Origin of the sequence: Oceanicaulis sp. (assembly GCF_965249665.1) — a bacterium.
Classification (GTDB): Bacteria; Pseudomonadota; Alphaproteobacteria; order Caulobacterales; family Maricaulaceae; genus Oceanicaulis.
Genome location: NZ_OZ252247.1, coordinates 922682 through 939708 on the forward strand (window position 1 = coordinate 922682; position 17027 = coordinate 939708).

General features: G+C 62.4%; 13 protein-coding genes. 8 read left to right on the forward strand and 5 right to left on the reverse strand.

Annotation, left to right across the window (positions count from 1 at the left end):
• Nucleotides 1-38 precede the first annotated feature (38 nt).
• From ACP154_RS04305 to ACP154_RS04315, 3 genes are all read left to right on the forward strand, one after another.
• Nucleotides 39-287 carry a hypothetical protein gene (locus tag ACP154_RS04305; RefSeq protein WP_421856332.1) on the forward strand — a complete coding sequence of 83 codons (249 nt, stop codon included), beginning with the start codon at nt 39-41 and terminating at the stop codon, nt 285-287.
• An 87-nt stretch (nt 288-374) separates the two neighbouring features.
• On the forward strand, nt 375-1571 hold the full coding sequence (locus tag ACP154_RS04310; RefSeq protein WP_421856329.1) for an acyl-CoA dehydrogenase family protein: 1197 nt from the start codon (nt 375-377) through the stop codon (nt 1569-1571).
• Between the two features lie 3 nt (nt 1572-1574).
• Nucleotides 1575-2669: an acyl-CoA dehydrogenase family protein gene (locus ACP154_RS04315; protein WP_421856326.1), complete on the forward strand. Its 1095-nt coding sequence runs from the start codon at nt 1575-1577 to the stop codon at nt 2667-2669.
• Between the two features lie 59 nt (nt 2670-2728).
• Here ACP154_RS04315 and ACP154_RS04320 read toward each other — a convergent pair whose 3' ends face one another.
• Entirely contained in the window at nt 2729-3955 is a 1227-nt protein-coding gene (locus tag ACP154_RS04320; protein ID WP_421856323.1) for a TetR/AcrR family transcriptional regulator, read from the reverse strand.
• A 334-nt stretch (nt 3956-4289) separates the two neighbouring features.
• On the opposite strand from ACP154_RS04320, the gene ACP154_RS04325 reads away from it, so the two are divergent.
• Both ACP154_RS04325 and ACP154_RS04330 read left to right on the forward strand, forming a co-directional pair.
• The gene (locus tag ACP154_RS04325) at nt 4290-6332 is read left to right on the forward strand and encodes a 3-hydroxyacyl-CoA dehydrogenase NAD-binding domain-containing protein (protein WP_421856320.1); all 2043 of its coding nucleotides are present in this window, start codon (nt 4290-4292) and stop codon (nt 6330-6332) included.
• A gap of 128 nt (nt 6333-6460) precedes the next feature.
• Nucleotides 6461-7819, forward strand: a complete 1359-nt coding sequence (locus tag ACP154_RS04330; RefSeq protein WP_421856317.1) for an MBL fold metallo-hydrolase RNA specificity domain-containing protein — start codon at nt 6461-6463, stop codon at nt 7817-7819.
• Between the two features lie 78 nt (nt 7820-7897).
• On the opposite strand, the gene ACP154_RS04335 is transcribed toward ACP154_RS04330, so the two are convergent.
• The gene (locus tag ACP154_RS04335; protein WP_421856314.1) at nt 7898-8335 is read right to left on the reverse strand and encodes an FKBP-type peptidyl-prolyl cis-trans isomerase; all 438 of its coding nucleotides are present in this window, start codon (nt 8333-8335) and stop codon (nt 7898-7900) included.
• Nucleotides 8336-8627: 292 nt separating this feature from the next.
• Here ACP154_RS04335 and ACP154_RS04340 point away from each other — a divergent pair, with 292 nt between their 5' ends.
• From ACP154_RS04340 to ACP154_RS04350, 3 genes are read left to right on the forward strand one after another with little or no spacing between them, the layout of a single operon-like run.
• Nucleotides 8628-9284, forward strand: a complete 657-nt coding sequence (locus tag ACP154_RS04340; RefSeq protein WP_421856311.1) for an ABC transporter ATP-binding protein — start codon at nt 8628-8630, stop codon at nt 9282-9284.
• Nucleotides 9281-11692: an FtsX-like permease family protein gene (locus ACP154_RS04345; protein WP_421856308.1), complete on the forward strand. Its 2412-nt coding sequence runs from the start codon at nt 9281-9283 to the stop codon at nt 11690-11692. The genes ACP154_RS04340 and ACP154_RS04345 overlap by 4 nt, the downstream gene beginning before the upstream one ends.
• A gap of 3 nt (nt 11693-11695) precedes the next feature.
• On the forward strand, nt 11696-12802 hold the full coding sequence (locus ACP154_RS04350) for a lipocalin-like domain-containing protein (RefSeq protein WP_421856305.1): 1107 nt from the start codon (nt 11696-11698) through the stop codon (nt 12800-12802).
• A gap of 40 nt (nt 12803-12842) precedes the next feature.
• Here the strand turns inward: ACP154_RS04350 and ACP154_RS04355 are convergent, their stop codons facing one another.
• The 3 genes from ACP154_RS04355 to ACP154_RS04365 are packed head-to-tail and all read right to left on the reverse strand — an operon-like array spanning nt 12843 to nt 16988.
• Nucleotides 12843-14042: an acetyl-CoA C-acyltransferase gene (locus ACP154_RS04355; protein ID WP_421856303.1), complete on the reverse strand. Its 1200-nt coding sequence runs from the start codon at nt 14040-14042 to the stop codon at nt 12843-12845.
• A 13-nt stretch (nt 14043-14055) separates the two neighbouring features.
• Nucleotides 14056-15282, reverse strand: coding sequence for an acetyl-CoA acetyltransferase (locus ACP154_RS04360; protein ID WP_421856300.1), 1227 nt, complete (start codon nt 15280-15282; stop codon nt 14056-14058).
• Nucleotides 15279-16988: a class I adenylate-forming enzyme family protein gene (locus ACP154_RS04365; protein WP_421856297.1), complete on the reverse strand. Its 1710-nt coding sequence runs from the start codon at nt 16986-16988 to the stop codon at nt 15279-15281. The genes ACP154_RS04360 and ACP154_RS04365 overlap by 4 nt, the downstream gene beginning before the upstream one ends.
• Nucleotides 16989-17027 lie beyond the last annotated feature (39 nt).

Consider the following 17027-nt stretch of genomic DNA (forward strand, 5'->3'; position numbering starts at 1 on the left):
CCAGACAGGGTTGCCCTGACGCCCGGACAGGAGCCGTCATGACGCGCGAGACCGTGATGAACGCAGTGGTAGACCGGGCGGACCTGACAATCGGCGATAACGGCTTGTGGGTAACCCATAAAACGGTCGCCAATCAGACCATTTATCGCCGTGACTGGCTGGGAATTGACCCCGAGCCGCATACTGTCAAAGGCGACGCTATCGCCGTCGGGCATACGTTCGGCCGGTCCGGCTCACGTCTGGCAGGTTCGGCCTTGTCGGAAAACTGTCGGCGCGACGTACGATAGAGGGTCGTCTCCACGTGTGTGGCTGGCGGCACGGGAGCGACCGTACTGTTTGAACGGGTCGACCAATACTAGCGGGAGGAGACCACAATGGATCTCGACTTTACCGAAAAAGACGAAGCCTTCCGCGAGGAAGTGCGCGCATTTCTGAAGGCAAAGCTGCCTGCGCGGCTGTCTGACAAGGTGCGCAACGGTCAGCACCTCACCAAGGCGGACATGGAGGAATGGCACGCCATCCTCAATGAACGCGGCTGGTTGGCCCCGCACTGGCCCGAAGAACGCGGCGGCACCAATTGGAGCGTGGTGCAAAGTTTCATCTTCGAGACCGAAACCGCGCTGGCGCATGCCCCGCGCATCGTGCCGTTCGGCGTTTCCATGCTCGGCCCGGTGTTGAACAAGTTCGGCACCGAAGAACAGAAAGACTACTGGCTGCCCCGAATTCTGGACGGGTCGGACTGGTGGTGTCAGGGCTATTCCGAGCCGGGCGCCGGCTCTGATCTCGCCTCCCTCAAGACTTCAGCGGTGCGAGACGGCGATCATTATATCGTCAACGGGCAGAAGACCTGGACAACGCTCGCCCAGTGCGCCAACAAAATTTTCTGCCTGGTGCGCACCAGCAAGGAGGGCAAAAAGCAAGAAGGCATCTCCTTCCTGTTGATCGACATGGACACGCCAGGCGTGGAGGTGCGCCCGATCAAGCTTCTGGACGGCGACCACGAGGTCAACGAGGTCTGGTTCTCAGATGTGAAAGTGCCCGTCGAGAACCTGGTTGGCGAAGAGAACAAGGGCTGGACCTGCGCCAAATACCTCTTGAGCTATGAGCGCACCAATATTGCCGGTGTCGGCGCGTCGATGGCGGCGTTCGAGCGCCTCAAGGAGGTCGCCCGCACAACCCGTCGCGGCGAAAGCCTTCTGATTCAGGATCCGCTGTTCGCCGCCCGCATGGCCGAGATCGAGATTGATCTGGAAAACATGCGCACGACTAATCTGCGCGTGCTGGACAGCGTGGGTCGCGGCCAAACGCCAATGGCGGAATCCTCCATGCTGAAAATCCGCGGCACAGAGATCCGCCAGAAAATCACAGCCCTGATGCGCCGGGCCGCCGGCCGCTACGCCCAGCCCTTCATCGCAGAGGCTCTGGAAGGCGGCTTCAACGGCGAGCCGGTGGGCCCTGACTGGGCGGCGCCGGTGGCTTCGCAATACTTCAACTATCGCAAACTTTCGATCTTCGGCGGCTCCAATGAGGTGCAGCGCGAGATCATCGGCAAATCGATGATGGGGCTCTAGGACATGGATTTTTCCTTGGGTGACGACCGCCGCATGATGGCGGATTCGCTATCACGGTATTTCTCCGACACGCTCGACTGGGAAGCGCGCCAGACAGCGGCCCACAGTGAAGACGGCTTCAGCCGTCAGATGTGGTCCGACCTGACGGAGCTGGGCGTGCTGGGCATGCTGTTCTCTGAAGAGGCAGGCGGCTATGGCGGCTCGGCGTTTGACGCCGGCGCCGTGTTTTCAGAAGTCGGCAAAGCGCTCGCCACCGGCCCGTTCCTGGCGACGCTGATGGCGGGAAAGGTGCTGGAAGCGGCGGGTGAAGCTGACGTTTTGGCGGATCTCATCTCCGGATCGCGCATGACCACATTCGCCGACGAAGCGGCCATGAACGCCGACGGAAGCGTGGTCGCCCCGGTCCGTGCGACCCAAGACGGCGGCGCCTGGCGGCTGAGCGGCGCGAAAGGCGTCGTTGAATATCTGGGCGCGGCGGATCTGATTGTCGTAACCGCAGAAACCGATGCAGGCCCCTCCACCTTCCTCGTGAACACTGACGCAGACGGCCTCAAGCGCCGGTCCTATCGGCTCGTGGACGGCGGCGCCGCCGGCGAGCTGACGCTCGATAACACGCCGGCGCGCCTGATCGGCGAAGCAGGAGGCTCACAGGCGGCCATCGACGCGGCCCGCGCCATGGGTCTTGTCGCGACAGTCTGGGAAGCGGTGGCGATCATGGAAGTCCTGCGCGACGCCACGATCGACTATCTGGGAACCCGCAAACAGTTCGGCGTCCCCATTGGCGCGTTCCAGGCGCTCAAGCACCGCATGACCACCGTCGCGCTTGAGATCGAACAGGCGCGTTCGTCCGCCATTAACGCCGCAGCGCACTTCGACAAGGAGCCCGCGGTGCGCGACCGCTTCGGCTCGGCGGCGAAATACACCATCGGCAAGGCAGGCGCGCTCACCGCAGAAGAAGCGATCCAGATGCATGGCGGCATCGGCATGTCTTGGGAAATGCCGCTGTCGCATTTCGCCAAGCGTCTGATCATGCTCGACCATGTGCTCGGCGATGAAGACGCGCACATGGCGCGCTACCTCAAGCTCGCTGCGTCCTGACGGCAAGACCGTCGGCGGCTCAGCTGAGTTCGCCGGCGGTCAGGCTTTCGAACCGGCTGTCAGAGATCCTGGATGATCCCGCGCGTGATGATCGAAGCGTAGGTCTCGATGGCGACATGCGGGGATTGGTCGGCGGCCCAACGGCGCATCTCAAACGCGGTGTTAAGCGTCGCCATGACCGTCTGGGCGGCGATCAAGGGGTCTATCGCCTTGATGGAGCCTTCAGTGATGCCGTCAATCAGCACCCCGGCATAGCGGCGGGCCATACGATTGGAGCGTTCGATGACGTCCGCGCGCACATCTGACGGCAAAGCGTAAAGCGCCGTGGTGCGCAATAAAGGCGAGTCGCTATAAAGTTGCAGGTCAAGCAAGGACGCCACCGAGGAGCAGAGCTTGGTATGGTGGTCGCCCTCGATTTGCTCCGCCGCGCGCTGCGCCAGCGACACCCGTGCATAGCTCAGATCAAAACAGGCCAGCACCAGATCATCCTTGCTTTGCAGATGATGGTAGAAACTGCCCTTGGTGACGGACAGCTCGGCGGCGATGCGATCGACCGAGGCGCCGCGATACCCCCATTCATTGATGGTGATGGCGGCGGACTTCAGAAAGGCGATATTCATCTCGCCCAAGCCTTCAAGGGTCTCGGGCCGGTTCACTGTCAGCACGGCCGGGTCCCAGCGGCGCCCCTCGACTGACACTCCGTAGGCGAGGACTTCGCTGAAGCGGCGGGCGACGCGTTCAAAATCCCCAAGCGAATAGCGTCGCAACCAGGCCTGAGCCCAGAACAGGTTTTCCAGCAATACATGAGCTTGCGCCGTGGCGAGCCTCTTTCGAGCGACCTCATCTCGATCAAAGAAGGTGCGCACCCGGCGAAACAGAGCGATGTATTTGTCGCTCAGCTGCGACCGCAGAGGCTCTTCCAGACTGCGGATGTGAGAGAGATTCGCCACGGGCGCCGCATCGCCGGATCGGATCGCTGCGAACAGCTCCAACACGGACCAGACCATGCAGTGCAGCTTGTCATAAGGGTCGCGCTCCAGCGCAGCGCGCTCAACGATATCGGAATAGCGCTGGATCGCGTCCGACAGGATCGCCTCGGCCAGCAAATCCTTGCGCTTGAAGTAATAGGTGATGCTTGTGGTGTTGAGATCGATGGCGTGCGCCACCTTGGTCAGAGTCATGCCCTTGAAGCCCAGCTCGTTCATCAGCTCGGTCGCGGCTGAGATGATCTGGTCGCGCTTGCGATCAAATCGGCTGGCGGCGGCTGGGGAAGTGATCTCGTTCATTCCGACAGCTTATCGCGCGCCTTGCGCGAGGTCACCGCTAAGGGCCCTTCGCGTTCAGGCCGGACCGCCTCAGCCGCCAAAGACTTGCGAGCCCGAATTCGAAGAATGACCCCGGCTCAACCAAGCCCTCCCGCGCTCCACGCACCGACAGAACCGGCCAGGTGTTCACACCCGGATCTCACCCCGTATTTTGTTAAAGTCATTACTTCTAGACATGTTTTCGAACCCGGCAGGCCCGGCTATCAGCGCCTGTCGACGGGCAAGCCTTGACCCCCGCAATGCCAATACCAGAAAATCGGGTATGATTTCGCCTCCGGCAGAGGGAAGAGCAACAATGAGCGTGAGCACACACATCACCAACGGGGTCCTCGTGGTGGTGTCTGACAACCCGCCCGTGAACGCCCTTTCGCATGCTGTGCGCTCTGGCCTGATGACCGCCATCAAAACCGCGCGATCCGATCCGGCGATCAGAGCCGTGGTGATCGCGTGCGACGGCCGCACCTTTCACGCTGGCGCCGACATCACCGAATTCGGCAAAGCGCCGCAAGCGCCTTCACTGCCCGATCTGATCGAGCAGATCGAAGCGCTGGACAAACCCGTGATCACAGCGCTGCACGGCACGACCCTTGGCGGTGGACTGGAAGTGGCGCTCGGCGCGAATTACCGCATCGCCGCTTCGGGATCGAAACTGGGCCTGCCGGAGGTCAAGCTGGGTCTGCTGCCCGGCGCTGGCGGCACCCAGCGCCTGCCGCGTTTGATCGGGGTCGAAGCCGCGCTGAACATGATCGCCACGGGCGATCCGATCAGCGCTGAAAAAGCCAGGGCGCTGGGGTTGGTCGACAGACTGGCCAACTCCGAGGCGTTACGCGAGAGCGCCATCGCTTTCGCCCTCGAAAAGATCGGCCAGCCGATCCCAAGGACGGGAGCCCGCAGCGACAAACTCACTACGGACAGGGACGCGTTTGACGCGTTCGCCCAAGCCAATACCCGGCGCTTCCGGGGTCTTGAAGCCCCTCAGGCCTGCATAGAAGCAGTTAAGGCCGCGACAGAAACACCGCTCGACGACGGCCTGAAAACAGAACGCGCCCTCTTCACCCGGCTGATGACCGGGGGCCAGTCCGCCGCCCTGCGCCATCTGTTCTTCGCCGAACGCGCCGCCGCCAAGATCAATGACGTTCCCAAGGACACGCCGCGCATCCCAGTCGAAACGGTCGGCGTCATCGGCGCCGGCACGATGGGCGGCGGCATCACCATGACCTTCCTGTCCGCCGGCATACCGGTGACCCTGGTGGAGCGCGAACAGGACGCGCTCGATCGAGGTGTCGCGATCATTCGCAAAAACTATGAAGCCAGCGCCGCGAAGGGGCGGCTGACCCAGCAGCAGGTCGACCAGGCCATGGCGCTGCTGACGCCGACGCTCGATATGGAAGCGTTATCAGACTGCGATCTCGTCATTGAGGCCGTGTTCGAGCTGATGAAGATCAAGACAGAGGTCTTCAGTCGCCTTGAGTCCATCGTGAAGCCCGGCGCGATCCTCGCCACCAATACAAGCTATCTCAATGTGGACGAGATCGCGGCCACGACCAGCAGACCCGATTCAGTGGTAGGCCTGCACTTCTTCTCGCCCGCCAACATCATGAAGCTTCTGGAGATTGTGCGGGGCGCAAAAACCTCTGACGCCGTGCTGGCGACCGCCATGGATGTCTCGCGCAAGATCGGCAAGGTCGCGGTCGTCGCAGGCGTGTGCGACGGCTTTATCGGCAATCGCATGCTCGCTCAGCGCCAGGCCGAGGCCAACAGCCTGATCCTGGAAGGCGCAACGCCCTGGGATGTGGACCGGGTGCTGGTGGAGTTCGGCCTGCCGATGGGCCCGTTCCAGATGGCGGACCTGGCCGGTCTCGATATTGGTTGGGATCCGGACGCAACCGCTTCATCCACCGTGCGCGAAATCCTGTGCGAGGAAGGACGGCGCGGACAGAAGACCCAGGCCGGATTCTATGATTACGACGCCAATCGCCGCGGCGTTCCCTCCGCCCATGTGGAAGCGGTGATCACGCAGTTCGCCGAGACCTCAGGCTATGACCGCCGCGAGATCACAGACCAGGAAATCCTTGAGCGCCTGCTCTACCCGATGGTGAATGAGGGCGCGAAGATCCTGGAAGAAGGGATCGCCCAGCGCGCTTCAGACATCGATGTGGTCTGGGTGTATGGCTATGGCTGGCCCAGCTATCGCGGCGGCCCGATGTTCTGGGCCGATCAGATCGGAGCCAAGACGGTGCTCGAGGGCCTGGAGCGGCATGCCGAACGCCTCGCTGAAGGGTTTGAGATCAGCGCGCGTCTGCGGCAGACGGCGGAAACGGGCGGCGCATTCAACTAGCGCCGCCTTCATGCCTTGCGCCACCAGATCCTGCTTGAGCCCGCGGGCTCGCAACATGTGACGGCCTCAAGCTTTCTTGCAATACTCTATTCCCATCAGTCGCATTTCGAACCCGTTTTAGAGGATGCATGCTGACTCTGACCTGTCTTGGCGGCGCTGGGACCGTCACCGGCTCCAAGCATTTGCTGACCCATGAGGGACGGCGGATCTTGATTGATTGCGGCCTGTTCCAGGGTTTGAAAAATCTGCGAGAGTTGAACTGGGCGCCGCTGCCTGTTGATCCGTCCACCATCGACGCTGTCGTGCTCACCCACGCTCATCTGGATCATTGCGGGTATCTGCCGCGCTTGATTGCAAAAGGATTTGAGGGGCCCGTCTTCGCCACACCCGCAACGTGCGACGTCGCCGAACTGATCTTGCGCGATTCGGGGTATCTTCAGGAGAAGGACGCGGAATACGCCAATCGCAAGGGCTTCTCGCGGCATTCACCCGCCTTGCCATTGTATGATCTTGAGCAAGCCGAAAACGCGCTCAATCACTTTACCCCGACCGCGTTTGGCGACGTCACGTCCCTGCCGGGCGGCGCAGAACTGGTGTTCCGCCACGCGGGCCATATTCTCGGCGCCGCAACGGTCGAGATTGAATGGGGCGGTCAGCGCATCGTGGTCTCAGGTGATCTCGGGCGCTATGGCGACGGCATGATGGTTGACCCCGAACCCGTGGCACACGCGGACTATGTCGTGATTGAATCCACCTATGGCGATCGCCTGCATACGCCGGGAGACCCGATCGAGCAGCTGGGCGACATCATCGAACGCACCATACAGCGTGGCGGGAACGTTCTGATTCCATCATTCGCCGTGGGGCGGGCGCAGTTACTGCTGTACTATCTGTGGCGCCTGAAACAGGCGGGGCGTCTGAAATCGGTTCCGATCTATCTCGACAGCCCGATGGCGATCGACGCAACCGGGCTGCTGCACGCCCATATCGGCGATCACCGCCTGGATCGCGACAGCTGCCGCGAAATGTGCGCCATCGCCGAGTACACGCGCAGCGTTGACCAGTCGAAAGCCATTACGACGAGCCCCTACCCCAAAGTCGTAATTTCTGCGAGCGGCATGGTGACGGGCGGACGCGTGCTGCATCACCTCAAAGCCCTGGGCGGGGACCATCGCAATACAATTCTCTTTGCAGGATTTCAGGCCGCCGGCACCCGGGGTCGCGCCCTTCTGAACGGCAAGCGCGAGGTGAAGATTCACGGCGAATGGATTGCGATCGAGGCGGAGATTGCTGATCTGTCACAGCTCTCCGCCCATGCCGATAGTGATGAGCTGATACGCTGGCTGTCCGGCTTCAAGACCACGCCCAAAGAGGTGTTCGTCGTGCACGGCGAGCCTGACTCCTCAGACGCGCTTCGTGTGCGGATCAAGCGCGAGCTGGGCTGGAACGCCCGGGCACCGCGACAAGACCAGGTCTTTGAATTGTAGCCGGCAAAGCCGCTGGCGCATCATCCCGAAGGCATGACAGCGTTGGCGATCATGATCGCCAACGCCGCAGTCCCGGCTTCAGGCCGCGGATTGGATATCGACCAGTTTCAGGTCGAAATGCAGGTCTTCGCCCGACAGCGGATGATTGCCGTCAGCGGTCACCGTCTCGGCTCCGACTTCGGTGATGGTGAGGTTCACCGTCGAGCCATCGGGCTGGGCCGCCGTCAGGGTCATGCCCGGCTCCGGCGTATTGTCGCCCGACAATTGCGCGCGAGGGATTTCGACGATCAGGTCTTCACGGCGTGGACCGAATGCGTCGGCGACGCCGACGGTGATGGAGTCTTCCTTGCCGACTTCCATGCCGTCCAACACGGCTTCGACGGCCGGGAAGATCTCGGCGCCGCCAATAGTCAGAGCGGCGGGCTCGTTATCCTCGGTCTTACCGACGACCCGACCGTCCGTGGTGCGAACGGTGTAAGTGACCAGGACGGTGTCGCCCTTTTTTGCTGTCTGCATGATGTACCCCAATTGCGGGTGAACAGGACAGGCGCATCAGCGAACTGCCCAACAAGCAGCCGCAGGCGCGCCTACGCCCCGTTGTGGTCGCAATCTGTGCGCGCTGAGTCAAATCGTGTGGTCATGACTGGCATCGAGCCCGCAGGGCCTTTAACGCCCAGCCATGCATCCTGTGAAGCGAGCGCTCGCTTGGCGGACAGAACGGCTCATCAAACCCATGACTGCCCCTGGATCGTGCGTGCCTGACGAACGAAGCAGTCTATATGAGCGAAAAGCAAAACATGGAGCGGGCATGCTGGTTGAGCTTGAGGGCGTGGAAAAGGCGTATGGCGAAGGCGCCGAACGCCAGCCGGTTCTTCGCGGGATCAGCCTGACGCTGGATCGGGGAGAAAGCCTCGCCATAACCGGGGAATCCGGATCCGGAAAAAGCACCTTGCTACATCTGATCGGTTTACTCGACGCCCCCGACGTGGGTCAGATCGTGCTCAATGGCGAAATCGTCTCCGCCATGAATGACAAGGAGCGTGCGGTTCGCCGCCGCACGCATATCGGGCTGGTCTTCCAGCAGTTCAACCTGATCCCGTCATTGACCGTCGCCCGCAATATTGCCTTGCAGGCCCGACTTGCCCGACGCCTGGATCACGACTGGATTGAGACACTCGTCAACCGTCTGGGATTGTCCCAGTTTCAATCACGCTATCCGGAACAACTCTCAGGCGGGCAACAGCAACGTGTCGCCATCGCCCGCGCGCTCGCGGCTCGGCCCGAGCTGATCCTCGCGGATGAGCCCACAGGCAATCTCGATGAGGAGACCAGCGCCGACGTCCTGGCGCTATTGCTCGAGCTTTGTCAGAACACAAGTATTGCGCTGATCATGGCCACCCACTCCATGCAGGCGGCTGATCGCCTGTCTCGGCGAGTGCACCTGTCACACGGACGATTGTCTTGAACCGGGTTGTGTTCCTGACGCTGCTGTCTCATTGGCGGCGTAAGCCGGGACAGCTCGCCACCTTGTTGATCGGGCTGAGCCTGGCGACAGCGCTGTGGACCAGCGTGCAAGCCATCAATTCAGAAGCGCGCGCCAGTTACGAGCAAGCCAGCGCCACTCTGGGCGGCGGAGCACTGATCGTCCTCAGCGCTGAGGACAGCGCCCTGTCCCGCGATGTTTGGGTGCGATTGCGCCGCGATGGCTGGGCCGCCTCGCCGGTCATCGAAGGGGTGCTGACCCTAGGCGAAACAGAGCTGACGCTCAGAGGCGTAGAGCCGCTCAGCGCGGCCGGCGGACACTCTCCCGCTGCACGTCAAGACGGTCTTGGGCTTGATTTTCTCACGCCCCCCGGCGTCTTGCTGGCGGCTCCTGAAACTGTGGATCAGCTTGAGGCGTCCGCACTCGACCTGCCGCCCGCCAGGGCCCGCGCAGAGATTGCGCCCGGCGAGGTCGTCACCGACATCGCCGTCGCCGCGCGGTTGCTGGGGCGTGAGAACCAGATCGACGCCATACTGATTGATCCAGGCGCCCGCCCTGGCCAAACTCCGCTCGACCGTCTGGCGCCCGAGCTGACACGTAGGGCGCTATCATCCAATGATGACGTATCGCGCCTGACGGGCAGTTTTCATCTCAATCTCACCGCCTTTGGCTTTTTGTCTTTCGCCGTCGGCCTGTTCATCGTCTACGCCGCCATCGGCCTGAGTTTTGAGCAAAGGCGCGGCATGCTCAGAACCTTGCGCGCCCTGGGCGCCCCGGTCACGACGCTGGTTTCCGCCTTGTTGATCGAGGTGCTGATCTTCGCCCTGCTGGCGGGCGCCGCAGGCGTAGCTTTGGGGTATGCCGTTGCGAGCGCGCTCCTGCCCGATGTGGCGGCGACGCTTCGGGGGCTTTACGGCGCGGATGTCCCTGGTGCGCTGGCGGTACGGCCTGATTGGTGGGTGTCAGGGTTTGCGATCGCCCTTCTGGGCGCCCTGGGCGCAACTGCGCAATCCATTATCAAAGCGGCGCGTCTGCCCTTGCTCGCGACCGGTCAGCCGCGCGCCTGGGCGATTGCGTCCGCGCGCCAGTATCAACTGCAAGCGCTCGGCGCGGGCGCGTGTTTTGCTATCGCCGCAGTGCTGCCTCAGATCACATCCGGCGTTCTGGCAGGCTTCGCCTTGTTGGCGGGACTTCTGTTGGGCGCAGCGCTTTTATTGCCGCCAGCCCTGGCGCTGATGCTCAACGCCGCCCAACGCCTCGCGCGCGGACCGATCGCGGAATGGTTTCTCGCCGACACGCGCCAGCAATTGCCGGGCCTGTCCATGGCGTTAATGGCGCTGATGCTGGCGCTGGCAACGAATATTGGCGTTGGCGCCATGGTGGCGAGCTTTCGCCTGACGTTTGAAGGCTGGCTTGATCAACGTCTGGCCGCTGAGCTCTATGTCACGACACGCGATCAATCCCAATCTGAGGCTGTTCGCGCGTATCTGGAGACGCGCAGCGACGCCGTGCTGCCGATCTGGAGCGCAGCAGTCGATATTGAGAACCAGCCCGGCGACATCTTTGGCGTGGTGGATCACAGCACCTATCGCGATCATTGGCGGCTGCTCTTAACAGCGCCGGGCGCTTGGGATTCCGTCATGGCGGGCGAAGGCTTGCTGCTCAATGAGCAAGGCTGGCGCCGGCTCGCGCTGGACCTGGGAGAGCCGGTTCGGATCGGAAATGACGCCACATTGCCGCTAGTGGGCGTCTATTCTGATTATGGAAATCCCAACGCTCAGGCGATCATAGCGCTGGACACGCTGGAGGCAGAGTTCGGCGAGGCGGTCTCACGCCTGCGCTATGGTGTTCGCATCGCCCCGGAACAGGCGACCAGCCTCGCTGACGCTTTGGAACGCACATTCGACTTGCCCGCCAACGGCGTTGTGGATCAAGCCAGCGTCAAAGCGTTCTCCCTGTCCGTTTTTGAACGCACATTCGCGGTGACTGCAGCGCTTAATGTCCTGACCTTGTCTGTCGCCGGTTTCGCCATGTTCGCCAGCTTGACGACACTGGCCTCCATGCGATTGCCCCAGTTAGCGCCCGTGTGGGCTTTGGGCCTGACGCGAACACGCTTGGCGCAGCTAGAGCTGTTTCGCGCTTTGGTGCTGGCTCTTTTGACCTGGCTGCTCGCCCTGCCGACAGGACTCACGCTCGCCTGGACTTTGCTCACGGTGGTGAATGTCGAAGCGTTTGGATGGAGATTGCCCTTACACCTGTTCCCGGCTGACTGGTTACGCCTCGCAGGGTTGGCCGCCCTGGCGGCCGCTCTGGCGGGAGCTTTGCCGGCGCGGGCGCTGGCGACCCGGTCACCGCGCGCCTTCATTCAGACTTTCAGTCAGGAACGTTGAGCCATGCTGCGCCCTCTCATCACCGCCTTCGCCCTCCTCGCCGGGCTGAACGCCTTGGCGCACGGCCAGGGTTTTGCGGGGCTCGGGACCCCCTCGGACGCCTTCACCGCGCCCGAAGCTGGCGTTGCCTTCACGTTTCCAGCCGATCACGGACCGCATCCGGATTACAGAATCGAGTGGTGGTATCTGACCTCTGTGCTCCAGGACGAGACCGGGGCGCAATATGGCGCTCAATGGACATTATTTCGTACAGCTCTGGCGCCGCATGAGAGCGAAGGGTGGAGTTCACCGCAATTATGGATGGGACATGCCGCCGTCACCACGTGCGACTCTCATTTTCACGCTGAACGTCTTGCACGCGGCGGCTTGGGCGTGGCGGGCGCAGTCTCGACGCCTTTCACCGCCATTATTGACGAGTGGACCATGGCCAGCGCGATGGATCGGCTGCTTCCAAACGCTGATGCGTTGTCAGCGCTTGATCTGACCGCACGTGGCGAGGACTTTGCCTACTCACTGATGCTGGACGCCACCGGTCCGCTCGTTTTTCATGGTGATGAGGGCTTCTCTGTGAAATCCGCAGACGGTCAGGCCAGTTATTATTACTCACAGCCCTTTTACGAAGTCCGCGGAACGCTGCAGCTTCCCACAGGCGATGTGTCCGTAACCGGTCAGGCCTGGCTTGACCGCGAATATTCCTCCCAACCTTTGTCGGAAAATCAAACGGGCTGGGACTGGGTCTCGCTTCACCTGGATTCGGGTGAGAAAGTCATGGGGTTCCAGCTGCGCCAGTCAGATGACGAGGTTTACACATCCGCCAGCTGGATATCGCAAGACGGCGAATTCACTGCTTATGAAAACGGCGCCCTGATCATGTCAGCGCTGGAAACGGCAAGCGTGCGCGGGCGCGACATCCCTGTGCGCTGGCGCGTGCAATTGCCTGCACGCGGACTGGACGTGGAGATTGAAGCGCTCAATCCGCAAAGTTGGATGCCAACCGTATTCCCATACTGGGAAGGGCCTGTTTCAATTACGGGAAGTCATAGCGGCCGCGGCTATCTGGAGATGACGGGATATGAACCCGAAGAGCCGCTGACGACTCCCCGGGAGTAATGGCGGTTCTTTCAGACGAAAGCGGACCGATCTCTGCGGGTCAGAGCCGTTCTATCGCCATCGCCGCACCGACGCCTGACCCACCATGGGTGACAACCAGTCCCAGCGCACCATCCTGACGCGCAAGCCCGGAGAGCGCGGTCGCCGCCAGAATCGCTCCGGAGGCGCCCATAGGGTGACCCATGGCCAGCTGCCCGCCCTCCGGATTGACCCGATCCATGTCCGGCGCGTAATCGCGTTCGAATTTGAGCGGCGGAGCGGCGAAAGCCTCCATGAACTCTATCCGGTCAAAATCAGAGAGCGACATCTTGGCTTGCTGAAGCACGGCGTCCATAGCGTCAAAGCCCGATGTTAGCTGCAACACCGGATCACCGGTCGCCTCGGTGATCGCAAGAATACGCGCCCTGGGCTTCAGGCCCGCAGCCTCGCCGGCCGTCTTCGAGCCCACCAGCGCCAGCGCGGCGCCGTCACAAGGCGGCGGACAGTTGGCGGCCGAGTGGACATGGCGAATGTTCGATACGTCAGGCCTGGCTTGCAACATGAGGGCGTCAAAGCCTGTCGCGCCAAGACCTGTGAAGGCTGGCTCCATCTTCGAAAGCGTCTCAACGGTTGTGTCCGGACGCACGGGCTCGTCATGGTCGAGCACGCTGCCTTCTGTCGCCACGGGCACAATCTCCTCCAGACGGCCGCGCTCAAATGCAGCGGCGGCGCGCTGATGGGAACGGGCGGTGACAGTGTCGAGATCGGTCTTCTCAAAGCCTTCGCGCGTCGCCATCAGGTCGGCTGAGAGGGCGACGGGGACATAGCGCAGCGCCCGTGCAGTCTCGGGATCGGCATAGTAAAACGCCTGATCCCCCATAAACGGCACCCGGCTCATCATCTCGACCCCGCCGGCAAGGCGCAGCCGATCATCGCCCGCCCCTCGCGCCTCATCGGCTGCGATCCGTATGGCGGTCAGGCCCGAGACGCAGAAATTATTGATCGTCAGCGCGCGCATGCTGCTCGGCAAATCGGCATGCAAACGGCAGACGAGAGCGAGATGCCCCCCTTGGGCCCCGACTTGTCCGACGCTGCCCAGCACCAGAGAGGCCGCACGAGCAACCGCATCGCGCCCGTTGCGCGCCCCCAGAGCGTCGATCAGCTTTCCCACCAGCGCGTGCGGCGTATGACTGGCGAGCGCGCCCGAGCTCTTCGCCTTGCCACGTGGCGTGCGCACGGCGTCGTAAAGATAAATGTCCATGATGGGCGCTCCGTCAGGTTCCGATGATCAAACAGGCGCTCGCCGTGGTCGAACCGCCCACATTGTAGGTCGCGACCGTCCGTGCGCCGTCCACCTGCATGTCTCCGGCGGCGCCACGCGTTTGAAGGGCCGCGTCCAGCGCCATACGCACGCCAGTCGCTCCGACCGGATGCCCCAGCCCGATCAGTCCGCCGGACGGATTGAAGGGCAACGCCCCGTCGGGTGCGATGACGCCGTCTTCGATGGCTTTCCAGGCCTCGCCGGGCGCAGTGAGGCCAAAATGCTCAACCGCCATGTATTCGGTGACCGAAAAGCAGTCATGGGTCTCAACCGCGTCCAGCTCGGACGGGCCAGACAGACCCGCTCGTCCATAGGCGTCGGTAATCGCCTTCCTGACCCAGGGGAACATATAGCCCTCGCCCCCGGCGCTCTCGTCCAGTTTGGACTGGAACAGAAGCGGCGCGGTGGTATGGCCCCAGCCCTTGATGCGCGGCACATCCTCTAAAGAGAGACCGCGCGCCGCCGCAAAATCCCGCGCGACCTCTCCTGAGGCCAGAAAAGCCACCGCTGCGCCATCAGTGACCTGGCCGCAATCGGATTTGCGCATGCGGCCTTCGATGACTGGGTTGGCCTCATCATCCTGAGAGAAACTGCCTGCACCAAAGGTCCAGTCGCGGGTCTGGGCGTTGGGATTGCGTTTGGCGTTGTCGAAATTGATCCGTGAGATTTCGGCGAGATGCGCAGGGTTGAGCCCGTAGCGTCGATCGTATTCCTCGGCGAGGTCTGAGAACATGGCCGGCCAGAGATAGCGCGCACCACCCGCCTCGCGCCCGGCCCAGGCCGCCGCACCCAGATTTTCCGCTGCGACCTGACCCGGAACATTGCGCATCAGTTCAACACCGATCACGGCGGCCAGACCGTACCGCCCCGCCTCGATGTCTGCGCTGGCCGCAAAGATCGCCATGGATCCCGACGCACAGGCCGCTTCATGCCGGCTGGTGGGCAGTCCGGAGAAGGCCGGATGGATATGCGCCGCCATCCCGCCCAGCAGCCCCTGGCCACAGAAAAGCTCGGCCGCAAAATTGCCGATATGAATGACCTCGACCGCTTCAGCGTCCAGACGAGCCTCATCGAGCGCACGCAAAGTGGTCTCGCGCATCAGCTCGAACAGCCCCTTATTGTCGCGGGTCCAGTTCTGGGCAAAATCACTCTGCGCGCCGCCGAGAATATAGACGCTCATGCCGGTTCCACCTCCGCCATCTCGCGCAGCTTCCAGCGCAGCACCTTGTTCATGGCGTTACGCGGAAGGGCGTCGAGCAGAACCAGCTTCTCGGGAAGTTTGTATTTCGCGATATCCTTGGCGGCGAGCCAGTCAACAAGGTCCTCCAGCGTAACGGTCTCGCCATCCTTGGCTACGGCCGCCACCCAGACACGCTCGCCCATGACGTCGTCAGGCATGCCGAACACCGCCGCCTCCACCAGCTTGGGATGACCTTCCAGCAAGGTGTCGAGCTCGGCAGCGGATATGTTCACCCCGCCGCGGATTATGATGTCCTTGGCGCGCCCTTTGAAGACCAGGAAGTTCTCGTCTTCCGGCGCAATCATGAACAGATCCCCTGTGCAGAAATACCCCTCGGAATCAAAAACCTCGTCACGCTTTTCACCCGTATCGCCGTAATAGCCCTCAAACACGGCCGGCCCTTTGACGCGAAGCTCGCCCTCCTCGCCGGCGTTTTCGATGACGTGGCCGGTTTCCACCGAGACCAGCTTGAGCTGCGCCCGCTCATGCATACGGTTGGAGAAGTCAGCGCCAGGGTGACCGAACCGCGGAAACCAGCTCGCGCGCCGGGCGGGTTCGGAGGCTTCCTGAGGACCGGACGCCAGAGAGACGCCCTCGTTCGAGCCAAACAGATTGACGATCTCCACACCGCGATCTTTCCACCCTGCGACCATGAACTCTGACAGGGGAGCGGAACCCGATCCGATCACGCGCAATTTGGACAAGTCGAACTGGTCGAGCAGCGCGCCCTGCTTGAGCAACATCGTCAGGACCGCCGGCGGCGCAATGGTCGCCGTGATCTCTTCCTCGGTGAGCTGGTTCAGAAACACAGGCAGCTCGAAGGGGTGATGAAGGACCAGCACACCCGCGCTCAGAAGCCAGCTGGCGAACATGCCGCCAATGGCCGCCATATTGGTCAAAGGGAAGGGATTGAGCAGGCGTTCGCCCGGCTCGATCGCCATAGCGTCGAAGGTCGCGGGCGCAATGGCCAGCCAGTGATTGTGGGAGCGCGGCACGCCCTTGGGCGTTCCTGTCGTGCCCGACGTCCAGGCGATCGTGAAGGCGTCGTTCGCCTCCCCTGCCCGCTTTGAGACGGCCCCGAACACACCCATCGGCCCTTTGCGAAGGGAGACGGAGGCCGCTTCAGCGTTCAGGTCCACAAGACCGTCCCTGTTCGCATCCGGTCCGAGCGCAAACACCATCACGCCCACGCCTGCAGCCTCGCGGCAAGCTCTGGCGAGTTGACGGTCTTTGAAACGGCTTGCCGCGATCACGGCTTTGGGACTGACCGCCTTGATCACATAACCGAGCTCATAGCCTGCATATTGCACCGGCAGAGGCGAGACGACGATGCCGGTTTTCGCCGCAGCGAGATACACAGCGACCGCCTCGACGATGTTGGGACATTGCATGACCACCACGTCGGACCGTCGCAGACCTGCCTGTGTAAACACGGCGGCGTAACGTTCGGTCAGATCTGAGAGCTCACGCCAGCTCAATCGTTTGGGCGCGTCTCCGAGAAAGGCCTCCCGATCAGGCGGATCCAGTGTCGCCGGAGCGTGGGGGCGCGCCTTCGCGACCCGCGTGAAAAGGTCATAGAACGTCTCCCGCCCCCACCACCCCTTGCGGGTATAGGCGGCAATCTTCTCGGCCGACGCGAGCTTCATCGCTGTCGTCTCCTCCCCTGTTCACACAAAAGCACGCGC